11 protein-coding genes are annotated in these 12,792 nt (G+C 65.4%); 10 read left to right on the top strand and 1 reads right to left on the bottom strand.

Features of this window, described 5'->3' with window-relative positions; all coding sequences use genetic code 11:
• Nucleotides 1–59: 59 nt before the first annotated feature.
• Entirely contained in the window at nt 60–1,424 is a 1,365-nt protein-coding gene (locus ACKLLE_RS19250; protein ID WP_420058773.1) for a formimidoylglutamate deiminase, read from the bottom strand.
• A 142-nt stretch (nt 1,425–1,566) separates the two neighbouring features.
• Between ACKLLE_RS19250 and hutC the strand changes: the two genes are divergently transcribed.
• From hutC to hutG, 10 genes are all read left to right on the top strand, one after another.
• Nucleotides 1,567–2,277 (top strand): histidine utilization repressor, encoded by a 711-nt coding sequence (gene hutC / locus ACKLLE_RS19245; protein ID WP_167654034.1) that lies wholly within the window; start codon nt 1,567–1,569, stop codon nt 2,275–2,277.
• Nucleotides 2,274–2,852 (top strand): HutD/Ves family protein, encoded by a 579-nt coding sequence (locus ACKLLE_RS19240; RefSeq protein WP_420058772.1) that lies wholly within the window; start codon nt 2,274–2,276, stop codon nt 2,850–2,852. Before hutC ends, ACKLLE_RS19240 begins: the two co-directional genes overlap by 4 nt.
• 320 nt (nt 2,853–3,172) lie before the next feature.
• Nucleotides 3,173–4,852 (top strand): urocanate hydratase, encoded by a 1,680-nt coding sequence (hutU, locus tag ACKLLE_RS19235; protein WP_420058771.1) that lies wholly within the window; start codon nt 3,173–3,175, stop codon nt 4,850–4,852.
• Between the two features lie 116 nt (nt 4,853–4,968).
• The gene (locus ACKLLE_RS19230) at nt 4,969–5,937 is read left to right on the top strand and encodes an ABC transporter substrate-binding protein (protein WP_064302620.1); all 969 of its coding nucleotides are present in this window, start codon (nt 4,969–4,971) and stop codon (nt 5,935–5,937) included.
• Between the two features lie 30 nt (nt 5,938–5,967).
• Nucleotides 5,968–6,819: an ABC transporter permease gene (locus ACKLLE_RS19225; RefSeq protein WP_009397735.1), complete on the top strand. Its 852-nt coding sequence runs from the start codon at nt 5,968–5,970 to the stop codon at nt 6,817–6,819.
• Nucleotides 6,816–7,646, top strand: a complete 831-nt coding sequence (locus ACKLLE_RS19220) for a quaternary amine ABC transporter ATP-binding protein (protein WP_009397736.1) — start codon at nt 6,816–6,818, stop codon at nt 7,644–7,646. The genes ACKLLE_RS19225 and ACKLLE_RS19220 overlap by 4 nt, the downstream gene beginning before the upstream one ends.
• 8 nt (nt 7,647–7,654) lie before the next feature.
• Nucleotides 7,655–9,178: a histidine ammonia-lyase gene (gene hutH, locus ACKLLE_RS19215; protein WP_420058770.1), complete on the top strand. Its 1,524-nt coding sequence runs from the start codon at nt 7,655–7,657 to the stop codon at nt 9,176–9,178.
• A 21-nt stretch (nt 9,179–9,199) separates the two neighbouring features.
• Nucleotides 9,200–10,735 carry a histidine ammonia-lyase gene (hutH, locus tag ACKLLE_RS19210; protein ID WP_064302618.1) on the top strand — a complete coding sequence of 512 codons (1,536 nt, stop codon included), beginning with the start codon at nt 9,200–9,202 and terminating at the stop codon, nt 10,733–10,735.
• A gap of 15 nt (nt 10,736–10,750) precedes the next feature.
• The gene (hutI, locus tag ACKLLE_RS19205; protein WP_420058769.1) at nt 10,751–11,956 is read left to right on the top strand and encodes an imidazolonepropionase; all 1,206 of its coding nucleotides are present in this window, start codon (nt 10,751–10,753) and stop codon (nt 11,954–11,956) included.
• A gap of 9 nt (nt 11,957–11,965) precedes the next feature.
• Nucleotides 11,966–12,766, top strand: a complete 801-nt coding sequence (gene hutG, locus ACKLLE_RS19200) for an N-formylglutamate deformylase (RefSeq protein WP_420058768.1) — start codon at nt 11,966–11,968, stop codon at nt 12,764–12,766.
• Nucleotides 12,767–12,792: the final 26 nt, after the last annotated feature.

The raw sequence follows: 12,792 nt of genomic DNA, 5'->3' as shown, positions 1-12,792 counted from the left end.
GATTGCTATAGTGAATCCACCTCCGCAATCGCGGGTGAACCCGCTCCCACAGGGGCCAATCAGCCCAACAAATCTTTTAGTACCTGAGCAAATGCAGTTGCACTGTCCTCTTCACCAGCATGCCGCCCCTGCTGCACCACCCAAACCCCGTTCACCATCACATCCCGAACCTGCCGATCCCCACCGGCGAACAACCAGCGGTTCAAGATACTGTCGCCATCGGCCACCGCCAGGTACGGATCCCGCCCGTCCAGCACGATCCAGTCGGCCCGCTTGCCCACCGCCAATTCGCCGATCGGCTGCCCCAGCGCCTGGGCGCCGCCATCGAGCGCTGCATCGAACAAGGTCCGCCCGACCATCGGCTGCGCCGCGCCATACAGGCGGTTGCGCCGCTGATCCCGCAGACGCTGGCCATACTCCAGCCAGCGCAATTCCTCGACCACGCTCAGCGACACATGGCTGTCCGAGCCGATGCCCAGGCGCCCGCCCTGGGCGAGGAAATCCACGGCCGGGAAGATCCCGTCGCCGAGGTTCGCCTCGGTGGTCAGGCACAGGCCGGCAATCGCCCGGCTCCGGGCCATCGCCGCCACTTCGTCCGCCTCGGCATGGGTGGCATGCACCAGGCACCAGCGCTCATCTACCTCGACGTTCTCATACAGCCACTGCAATGGTCGCCGCCCGCTCCAGGCCAGGCAGTCGTCGACTTCCTTCTGCTGCTCGGCGATATGGATATGCACCGGGCAGGCCTTGTCGCTGGCGGCCAGGACGGTGGCGATCTGCTCTGGCGTCACCGCCCGCAGCGAGTGGAAGCACAGGCCCAGTGCTTGGGCCGGTTGTGCGGCCAGCACGGGTTTCAGGCGCGATTGCAGTTCAAGGTAGTGGTCGGTGCTGTTGATAAAGCGCCGCTGCCCGTCGTTCGGCGCCTGGCCGCCGAAGCCGGAGTGGCTGTAGAGCACCGGCAGCAGGGTCAGGCCGATCCCGCTGTGGCTCGCCGCTGCACTGATCCGCCGCGACAGTTCCAGCGGATCGGCGTAGGCCTGGCCCTGGGGGGCGTGATGCACATAGTGGAATTCCGCCACCGAGGTGTACCCGGCCTTGAGCATCTCGATGTACAGCTGGCGCGCGATGATTTCGAGCTGTTCCGGGCTGATCTTGCCCACCAGCCGGTACATCAGTTCGCGCCAGGTCCAGAAGCTGTCGTTCGGGTTGCCCGCCACTTCCGCCAGCCCGGCCATCGCGCGCTGGAAGGCATGCGAATGCAGGTTGGGCATTCCCGGCAGGAGCGGGCCGCCGAGCTTTTCCGCGCCGTCCGGTGAAGCGCCGGCCTGGATCGACGTCAGTACGCCGTTCGCGTCGACCTCGATTCGGACCTGTTTCGCCCAGCCGCTGGGCAGCAACGCACGTTCGGCAAAGTACACGGACATCGACACGGCACTCCGTTCTGTTATTTGTATATACATATACAGACGTTTGCCTGCCCGGTAAACTCCGGCAAGCTACCGTTCATTCAATAGAACAAGGACTTTTCCAGTGCCGAAACCTCCTGTCTCCACGCTGGTTGCCCAGATGGGCGAGGGGCCGGCGCCGCTGTATGCCCGGGTCAAGCAAATGATCGTCCAGCAGATCGAGAGCGGCACCTGGCCGCCGCATCATCGGGTGCCTTCGGAAAGCGAACTGGTCGCCGAGCTGGGCTTCAGCCGCATGACCATCAACCGTGCCCTGCGCGAACTCACCGCCGAAGGGCTGCTGGTGCGCATGCAGGGCGTCGGAACTTTCGTGGCGGAACCCAAGACCCATTCGGCGTTGTTCGATGTGCACAATATCGCCGACGAAATCTCCGCCCGCGGCCACCAGCACAGTTGCAAGGTGGTGACCCTGGCCGAGGAGGCCGCCGGTTCCGAGCGTGCCCTGGCCCTGGACATGCGCGAGGGGCAGCGGGTGTTCCATTCGTTGATCGTGCATTACGAAAACGGCGTGCCGGTGCAGATCGAAGACCGCTACGTCAATGCGCAGATCGCCCCGGACTACCTCAAGCAGGACTTCACCCGGCAGACCCCCTACGCCTATCTGTCACAGGTCGCGCCGCTCACCGAGGGCGAGCACGTGGTCGAGGCGATTCTCGCCGATGCCTATGAATGCAGCCTGTTGCAGATCGAACACAGCGAGCCGTGCCTGCTGATCCGCCGGCGCACCTGGTCGGGCCGCCAGCCGGTGACCGCCGCGCGCCTGATCCACCCCGGCTCCCGCCATCGCCTCGAAGGACGCTTCAGCAAATGACCGAGTTGACCCTGTTACGCGCCGCCGATTATCCGCGCATGCCGTGGAAGAACGGTGGCGGCAGTACCGAAGAAATCACCCGCGACGCCGGCCAGGGCCTGGATGGATTCGGCTGGCGCCTGTCGATCGCCGATATCGGTGAGTCGGGGGATTTCTCCAGCTTCGCCGGTTACCAGCGGATCATCACCGTGCTGCAGGGTGACGGCATGGTCCTGGAAGTCGATGGCCAGCCCAGCCGCGTGCTGCTGCCATACGATGCCTACGGGTTCAGCGGCGCCAGCCAGGTCAGTTGCCGCCTGCTGGGTGGGCCGATCCGCGATTTCAACCTGATCTACGCACCGCAGCGCTACCGCGCGCGGGTGCAGTGGTTCAGCGGCTATGCCCGCGTATTTACCTCGGCCAGCACCGTGCTGTTGTTCAGCGCCCAGCCGGCGTTGCAGGTCGGCATCAGTGGTCAGCCCGGGCAGGCCCTCGGCCTGTACGACTGCCTCTATCTCAAGGACAACCAGCAACTGCGCGAACTGGATATCACCGGGCGCTGCTGCCTGATCGAACTGATCGCTGTTTCCGGGTAACGCACCAGCGCCGCACATTTTGTTACTGAATGCCCCAAGGTGGCGCAACGCCACCTTGCTTCTCGCACCGCCCTCCAGCTTTTTCCCTCTCCCTCTGCAAGATTTCCCGGCCTTGTCGCACAAGGGCTGTAGCCCTGTGCGGAATTTTTTCATGAAGCGTTTCCCGGGATTGGCAATTCAATTGCATATGCTTGTATGTACAAGTAAAGATGTGTGCGTATGAGTGGACAGGCCATCCCCTCGACGCCGTTAGCAAACCGGTATCACCGCTGGCCCACTGCCTGGGTTTGGACTGGATAGATCGCTCGAGGAGCCCTTTCGTGACTGACAACAACCTGAACAAATTCCGTGACGTCGAAATCCGCGCCCCGCGCGGCACCAGGCTGACCGCCAAGAGCTGGCTGACCGAAGCGCCGCTGCGGATGCTGATGAACAACCTCGACCCGGAAGTGGCGGAGAACCCCAAGGAGCTGGTGGTGTACGGCGGTATCGGCCGTGCGGCGCGCAACTGGGCGTGCTACGACAAGATCGTCGAGAGCCTGACCAACCTGAATGACGACGAGACCCTGCTGGTGCAGTCCGGCAAGCCGGTCGGCGTGTTCAAGACCCACGCCAACGCCCCGCGTGTACTGATCGCCAACTCCAACCTGGTGCCGCACTGGGCCAACTGGGAACACTTCAACGAACTGGATGCCAAGGGCCTGGCCATGTACGGCCAGATGACCGCCGGCAGCTGGATCTACATCGGCAGCCAGGGCATCGTCCAGGGCACCTACGAAACCTTCGTCGAAGCCGGTCGCCAGCACTACAACGGCAACCTCAAGGGCAAATGGGTACTGACCGCCGGCCTCGGCGGCATGGGCGGCGCCCAGCCACTGGCCGCGACCCTGGCCGGTGCCTGTTCGCTGAACATCGAATGCCAGCAGAGCCGCATCGGCTTCCGCCTGTCCAGTCGCTATGTCGACGAACAGGCCACGGACCTCGATGACGCCCTGGCGCGCATCGCCCAGTACACCGCCGAAGGCAAGGCCATCTCCATCGCCCTGCTGGGCAACGCCGCGGAAATCCTCCCGGAGCTGATCAAGCGCGGCGTGCGCCCGGACATGGTCACCGACCAGACCAGTGCCCATGATCCGCTCAACGGCTACCTGCCTGCCGGCTGGACCTGGGAGCAGTACCGCGACCGCGCGAAAACCGAGCCTGCCGCCGTGGTCAAGGCCGCCAAGCAATCCATGGCCGTGCACGTCCAGGCCATGCTCGAGTTCCAGAAACAGGGCATCCCGACCTTCGACTACGGCAACAACATCCGCCAGATGGCCAAGGAAGAGGGCGTGGCCAATGCCTTCGACTTCCCCGGCTTCGTCCCGGCCTATATCCGCCCGCTGTTCTGCCGCGGCATCGGCCCGTTCCGCTGGGCCGCGCTGTCCGGCAACGCCGAGGACATCTACAAGACCGACGCCAAGGTCAAGGAACTGATCCCCGACGACGCCCACCTGCATAACTGGCTGGACATGGCCCGCGAGCGCATCAGTTTCCAGGGCCTGCCGGCGCGGATCTGCTGGGTCGGCCTGGGCCAGCGCGCCAGGCTCGGCCTGGCGTTCAACGAAATGGTCCGTCGTGGCGAGCTGTCGGCGCCTATCGTTATCGGACGCGATCACCTGGACTCCGGCTCGGTTTCCAGCCCGAACCGTGAAACCGAAGCCATGAAGGACGGTTCCGATGCCGTGTCCGACTGGCCGCTGCTCAACGCCCTGCTGAACACCGCCAGCGGTGCCACCTGGGTCTCGCTGCACCACGGCGGTGGCGTGGGTATGGGCTTCTCCCAGCACTCGGGCATGGTCATCGTCTGCGACGGTACCGATGAAGCGGCCGAGCGTATCGCCCGCGTGCTGACCAACGACCCGGGCACCGGCGTGATGCGCCACGCCGATGCCGGTTACGACATTGCAATCGAGTGTGCCAAAGAGCAGGGCCTGAACCTGCCGATGATCACCGGCTGATCCGCGTTGCCGGGGCCGCCATGCACGGCCCCGGCAACAGCGGCGTTTCATGGAAGGGACGACCGGAAGGCCTATGAACTGCCGATATCCACTTTCCTGATTGGGAGCGTCATGCAATGAAAACCAACAAGACCCTGCTTGCGTCGCTGTGTGCCCTTGGCCTGTTGAGCCTGTCCAGCGTGAGCCAGGCCGCCGGCTGGTGCGAATCCGGCAAACCGGTGAAGTTCGCCGGCCTGAACTGGGAAAGCGGCATGCTGCTGACCGATGTCATGCAGTTCGTCCTGAAGAACGGCTACGGCTGCGAGACCGACAGCCTGCCGGGCAACTCCATCACCATGGAAAACGCCCTGGGCACCAATGACATCCAGGTCTTCGCCGAAGAGTGGGTGGGCCGCAGCGAGGTCTGGAAGAAGGCCGAGGCCGCCGGCAAGGTGGTCGGCGTCGGCGCTCCGGTGGTGGGGGCGATCGAAGGTTGGTACGTGCCGCGTTATGTGATCGAAGGCGACGCCAAGCGCAAGCTGGAGGCCAAGGCGCCGAACCTGAAGGCCATCGCCGATCTCGGCCAGTACGCGGCGCTGTTCAAGGACCCGGAGGAGCCTTCCAAGGGGCGCTTCTACAATTGCCCGGCCGGCTGGACCTGCGAGCTGGACAATACCGAAATGCTCAAGGACTACGGCCTGGAAAGCAGCTATACCAATTTCCGTCCGGGCACCGGCCCGGCACTGGATGCGGCGGTGCTGTCGAGCTACAAGCGCGGCGAGCCGATCCTCTTCTACTACTGGACCCCGACTCCGCTGATGGGCCAGGTCGATCTGGTCAAGCTGGACGAAAAGCCCGGCGTCGACAAGAGCGTGAGCATCAAGGTCGGCCTGTCGAAAGCCTTCCATGAAGGCGCTCCGGAACTGGTCGCGGTGCTGGAGAAGGTCAACCTGCCCCTCGACCTGCTCAACCAGAACCTGGCGCGCATGAGCAAGGAGCGCATCGAGTCGCCGAAGCTGGCCAAGGCCTTCCTCAAGGAACATCCTGAAATCTGGCATGCATGGGTTAGCGAGGACGCGGCGAAGAAGATCGACGCAGCGCTCTGAGCACACCCGACCACCTGATGAGTGAACCCTATGTTCCCCGAAAAACTTACCTTCTCCATCGCCGACTGGGTCAACGGCTGGGTCGATGCGCTGGTGACCAACTACGGTGATGTATTCCGGCAGATCTCCGACACCCTGCTGTGGGCCATCGTCAATCTCGAAGGCCTGCTGCGGGCCACGCCCTGGTGGCTGATGCTGGCGATCGTCGCCGGTATCGCCTGGCATGCCACCCGCCGTGCGCTGCCGACCCTGGTGATCGTCGGCCTGCTGTTCCTGGTAGGTGCCGTGGGGCTGTGGGACAAGCTCATGCAGACCCTGGCGCTGATGCTGGTGGCGACGCTGATCTCGGTGCTGATCGGCATTCCCCTGGGCATCCTGTCGGCACGCAGCGACCGCCTGCGTTCGATCCTCATGCCGCTGCTCGACATCATGCAGACCATGCCTAGCTTCGTGTACCTGATCCCGGTGCTGATGCTGTTCGGCCTGGGCAAGGTGCCGGCGATCTTCGCCACGGTGATCTACGCGGCGCCGCCGCTGATCCGCCTGACCGACCTGGGTATTCGCCAGGTCGACGGCGAGGTCATGGAAGCGATCAACGCCTTCGGTGCCAACCGCTGGCAGCAGTTGTTCGGCGTGCAACTGCCGCTGGCACTGCCGAGCATCATGGCCGGGATCAACCAGACCACCATGATGGCCCTGTCGATGGTGGTGATCGCCTCGATGATCGGTGCCCGTGGCCTGGGCGAGGACGTGCTGGTGGGCATCCAGACCCTGAACGTCGGCCGTGGCCTGGAAGCCGGGCTGGCAATCGTGATTCTCGCGGTGGTGATCGACCGCATTACCCAGGCCTACGGCCGGGCGCGGCATGAGGTGAGCAAATGAGTACGGCGGCGATGAACAAGATCGAAGTGAAGAACGTATTCAAGATCTTCGGCCAGCGTGCAGACGAAGCGCTGCAACTGATCCGCGAATCCCACAGCAAGGAGCAGGTGCTGGCCAAGACCGGCTGCGTGGTCGGGGTCAACGACCTGTCGCTGTCCATCGGTGCCGGCGAGATCTTCGTCATCATGGGCCTGTCCGGCTCGGGCAAATCAACCCTGGTGCGCCACTTCAACCGCCTGATCGACCCCACCAGCGGGGCGATCCTGGTGGATGGCGAGGACATCATGGGCTACGACATGGAAGCCCTGCGCCAATTCCGCCGGCGCAAGATCAGCATGGTGTTCCAGAGCTTCGGCCTGCTGCCGCACAAGACCGTGCTGGAAAACGTCGCCTACGGGCTCAAGGTGCGTGGCGAGAGCAAGCAACTGTGCGCCGAGCGCGCCCAGCACTGGATCACCACCGTGGGCCTGAAGGGCTACGAGAAGTCCTGGCCGCACCAATTGTCCGGCGGCATGCGCCAGCGCGTGGGCCTGGCCCGGGCCCTGGCGGCGGATACCGACATCATCCTGATGGACGAAGCGTTCAGCGCCCTCGATCCGCTGATCCGCGCAGAAATGCAGGACCAGTTGCTGGAGCTGCAAAAGACCCTGAACAAGACCATCGTCTTCATCACCCACGACCTCGATGAAGCCGTGCGCATCGGCAACCGCATCGCGATCCTCAAGGACGGCCGCCTGATCCAGGTCGGCACGCCGCGGGAGATCCTCCATTCGCCGGCCGACGAATACGTCGATCGCTTCGTCCAGCGCCGCGCCGCCACCGTATGAGGACCGTCATGCAGCAATCCGAACCTGTGGTGATCGCCGACGCCCCGCTGCGCTGGCAGGACATCGTCGCCGTGGCCCGCCACGGTGCCCGCCTGACCCTGGCCGAGGGCGCCTGGGCACGGATCGAGAATGCCCAGGCCATCGTCCGGCGCATCGTCGACAGCGGCGAGCGCGCCTATGGCGTCAATACCGGCCTGGGCGCGCTGTGCAACGTCGCCCTGGAAGGCGAGCAACTGCGCCGGCTATCGAGCAACACCTTGCTCAGCCATGCCTGCGGGGTCGGGCCGGTGCTGGCCGATGAGCAGACCCGGGCGATCATCTGCGCCGCCATCGTCAACTACAGCCACGGCAAGTCCGGGATCCAGCGGCCGGTAGTGGAAATGCTCCTGGCCTTGCTGGACCGCCGGATCACCCCGCAGGTGCCGTCCCAGGGCTCCGTGGGTTACCTGACCCATATGGCCCATGTCGGCATCTGCCTGCTGGGCGTGGGCAAGGTCAGTTATCGCGGGCAGATCGTCGAGGCCGCCGAAGCCCTGGCCGAGGAGGGCCTGAAGCCGGTCGTCCTCGGTGCGAAGGACGGCCTGTGCCTGGTCAACGGCACGCCGTGCATGACCGGCCTGGGCTGCCTGGCCCTGGCCGACGCCAGCCACCTGCTGCAATGGGCTGATATCGTCTCGGCCATGAGCTTCGAGGCGCTGCGCGGGCAGATCGCCGCGTTCGATGCCGAGATCATCGCGCTCAAGCCGCATCCGGGCATGCAGCAGGTCGGTGCCAACCTGCGGGCCTTGCTCGACGGCAGCGAAGTGATCGCCAGCAGCAAAGGCATCCGCACCCAGGACGCCCTGAGCATCCGTTCCATTCCCCAGGTTCACGGCGCTGCCCGCGACCAGCTTGCCCACGCCGCACGGCAGATCGAAACCGAACTCAACTCGGCTACCGACAACCCCTTGCTGCTGGGCACTCCGGACAATTTCCGGGTGATGTCCCAGGCCAACCCCCACGGCCAGTCGGTGGCGATGGCCGCCGACCTGCTGGCGATTGCCGTGGCCGAGACCGGCTCGATCGCCGAGCGCCGCCTCGATCGCCTGGTCAACCCGCATGTCAGCGGGCTGCCGGCGTTCCTCGTCAGCGAACCGGGGGTCAACTCCGGGATGATGATCGTCCAGTACGTCGCCGCTTCGCTGTGCGCGGAAAACCGCCAGCTGGCCCAGCCGGCAGTTGTGGATAACTACGTCACCTCCGGCCTGCAGGAAGACCATCTGAGCCTCGGCACCAGTGCCGCGCTCAAGCTGCACAAGGCCCTGGAAAACTGCACGCAGATCCTCGCCATTGAGTACCTGCTGGCGGCCCAGGCCTTCGAATTTCTCAAGGAGCAGCGCTTTGGCGCCGGTACCCAACGCGCTTGGCAACTGCTGCGCGAACAGGTCCCGGCCTACCAGCAGGACCGCTGGCTGGCGCCGGACATCGCCCGTGCGGCCGCATTGCTCAAACAGCCGCAGGGCCCTCGGCACGTGCTGCCGACCCTGCTCTGACCTCATACAAGGAGCCTGAACATGCAAGTCTTCAACCTGATTCCCGGCCAGGTCAGCCTCGCCGAACTGCGCGGCATCTATGAACAACCCGCGCGCCTGAGCCTGGTGGCCAGCGCTGCGGCGCAGATCGAGGCCAGCGTCGCCTGTGTCGAGCGGATCCTCGCCGAGGATCGCACCGCCTATGGCATCAATACCGGTTTCGGCCTGCTGGCTTCGACCCGCATCGCCAGCCACGACCTGGAAAACCTGCAGCGCTCGCTGGTCCTGTCCCATGCCGCGGGCATCGGCGCGCCGCTGGACGACGCCATGGTCCGGCTGATCATGGTGCTCAAGATCAACAGCCTGAGCCGCGGCTTCTCGGGGATCCGCCGGGTGGTGATCGATGCGCTGATCGCCCTGGTCAATGCCGAGGTCTACCCGCATATCCCGCTGAAAGGCTCGGTGGGTGCGTCCGGCGACCTGGCGCCGCTGGCGCATATGTCGTTGGTGTTGCTGGGTGAAGGCAAGGCCCGGCACAAGGGCGAATGGCTGTCGGCCGTGGATGCACTGGCGATCGCCGGCCTCAAGCCGCTGACCCTGGCGGCGAAAGAGGGGCTGGCGCTGCTTAACGGCACCCAGGCCTCGACCGCCTATGCCCTGCGCGGCCTGTTCGAAGCCGAAGACCTGTTCGCCGCTGCCATCGCCTGCGGCGGCCTGACCGTCGAAGCGGTGCTCGGCTCGCGCTCGCCGTTCGATGCCCGCATCCATGCGGCCCGGGGCCAGCGCGGGCAGATCGACGCGGCGGCCTGCTACCGCGACCTGCTCGGCGAAGGCAGCGAGGTGTCCGCTTCCCATGAACACTGCGGCAAGGTCCAGGACCCGTACTCCCTGCGCTGCCAGCCGCAGGTCATGGGCGCCTGCCTGACCCAGTTGCGCCAGGCCGCCGAAGTGCTGGCCATCGAAGCCAACGCCGTTTCCGACAACCCGTTGGTGTTCGCCGAGCAGGGCGATGTGGTTTCCGGTGGCAACTTCCACGCCGAGCCGGTGGCCATGGCCGCCGACAACCTGGCCCTGGCCATCGCCGAGATCGGCTCGCTGAGCGAGCGGCGCATCTCGCTGATGATGGACAAGCACATGTCGCAGTTGCCGCCGTTCCTGGTGGAAAACGGCGGGGTCAACTCCGGTTTCATGATCGCCCAGGTCACCGCTGCCGCCCTGGCCAGCGAGAACAAGGCGCTGTCCCACCCGCACAGCGTCGACAGCCTGCCCACTTCGGCCAACCAGGAAGACCACGTGTCCATGGCCCCGGCGGCCGGCAAGCGCCTGTGGGAGATGGCCGAGAACACCCGCGGCATCCTCGCCATCGAATGGCTCGGCGCCTGCCAGGGCCTGGACCTGCGCACCGGGCTGAAAACCTCGGTCAAGCTGGAGCAGGCGCGCAAGACCCTGCGCGACCGCGTACCGCACTACGACAAGGACCGCTTCTTCGCCCCGGATATCGAGATTGCCGTCGAACTGCTGGCCGAAGGCCGCCTGACCGGCCTGCTGCCGGGCGGCGTGCTGCCGAGCCTGGACTGAGCGGGGGTACGAGCAATGAAGACCCTCTGGCAGCACTGCCATGTGGCGAGCATGGCCAACGGCAGCTACTCGATCATCGAGGACGCGGCCATCGTCACTTCCGGCGGGCGTATCGACTGGATCGGGCCGCGCGGCTCGCTACCGGACATTGGCGAAGCAAGCCGGGTGCACCTGGGCGGCGCCTGGGTCACTCCCGGGTTGATCGACTGCCACACCCACACGGTGTTCGGCGGTAATCGCAGCGGCGAATTCGAACAGCGCCTGCAGGGCGTCACCTACGCCGAGATCGCCGCCCAGGGCGGCGGTATCGCCAGCACCGTGCGCGCAACCCGCGCCGCCAGCGAAGACGAACTGTATGCCAGCGCCTTGCGCCGGGTGCGGGCGCTGATGCGCGACGGGGTGACGACGCTGGAGATCAAGTCCGGCTACGGCCTCGACCTGGAAAACGAGCGCAAGATGCTCAAGGTCGCCCGCCGCCTCGGCGAAACCCTGCCGCTGACCGTGCGCGCCACCTGCCTGGCGGCCCACGCGTTGCCGCCGGAATACAAGGAGCGCAGCGACGACTACATCGCCCACATTTGCGGAGTGATGCTCCCGGCCCTGGCCGCCGAGGGGCTGGTGGATGCGGTGGACGCCTTTTGCGAATACCTGGCGTTCTCGCCGGAGCAGGTTGAGCGGGTGTTCATCAAGGCACGGGAACTGGGCTTGCCGGTCAAGCTGCATGCCGAACAGTTGTCGTCGCTGGCGGGTTCCAGCCTGGCGGCGCGGTATCAGGGGTTGTCCGCCGATCACCTGGAGTTCATGACCGAGGACGACTGCATCGCCATGGCCGCCGCCGGCACCGTCGCCGTTTTGCTGCCCGGTGCCTTCTATTACCTGCGGGAAACCCAACTGCCGCCGATGGACGCCCTGCGCAAGCACGGGGTGAAGATCGCCATCGCCAGCGACCTCAACCCCGGCACCTCGCCGGCGCTGTCGCTGCGGCTGATGCTGAACATGGCCTGCACCCTGTTCCGCATGACCCCGGAAGAGGCGCTGGCTGGCGTGACCACCCATGCCGCCACGGCGCTGGGGCTGGGCGACAGCCATGGCACGCTGGAAGTGGGCAAGGTCGCCGACTTCGTTGCCTGGGATATCGAGCGTCCAGCCGACCTGGCCTACTGGCTCGGCGGCGAACTGGACAAGCGCGTGGTGCGCCACGGCGTCGAACTGACTGATTGAGGCATGACGATGGACAAGGTACTGAGTTTTCACCAGGGCAGGCTGCCGCTGCTGGTCAGCATGCCCCACGCCGGCCTGAAGCTGACCCCGGCGGTGCGCGATGGGTTGGTTCCGGCGGCCCGCAGCCTGCCGGATACCGACTGGCACATCCCGCGGCTGTACGACTTCGTCCGCGACATGGGCGCCAGCGTGGTGGCGGCGGAGTATTCGCGCTTTGTCATCGATCTCAACCGGCCCGAGGATGACCAGCCGCTGTATGTCGGCGCCACCACCGGGTTGTTCCCGGCGACGCTGTTCGACGGCGAGCCGCTGTTCGAGCACGGCAAGGTGCCGTCGGCGGCCGAGCGAGCGGGATACCTGGAGAGCATCTGGCGGCCCTATCACGACACTCTGCGCAACGAGCTGGCGCGGTTGAAGGCGCAGTTCGGCTATGCGCTGCTGTGGGATGCGCATTCGATCAGGTCCCATGTGCCGCATCTGTTCGACGGGAAACTGCCGGACTTCAACCTGGGCACGTTCAACGGCGCGAGTTGCGATGCTGAACTGGCCGGGCGGTTGCAGGCGGTGTGCGCCGGGGCCGGGCAGTACACCCATGTGCTGAACGGGCGCTTCAAGGGCGGGCACATCACCCGGCATTACGGCGATCCGGCGCAGGATATCCATGCAGTGCAACTGGAGCTGGCGCAGAGCACATATATGGAGGAGGTGGAGCCATTTACCTATCGGGAGGATCTGGCGGGGCCGACGCAGGGGGTGTTGCGCGGATTGCTGGAAGAGGTTCTGGCCTGGGCTGAAGGTCGGTACCGGTAACCTGTGGGAGCGGGTTCACCCGCGAT

It is taken from the genome of Pseudomonas bharatica, assembly GCF_048586865.1.
GTDB lineage: Bacteria > Pseudomonadota > Gammaproteobacteria > Pseudomonadales > Pseudomonadaceae > Aquipseudomonas > Aquipseudomonas bharatica.
The sequence above is the reverse complement of the archived record's forward strand: the minus strand, read 5'-3'. Positions and strand labels throughout refer to the sequence as shown.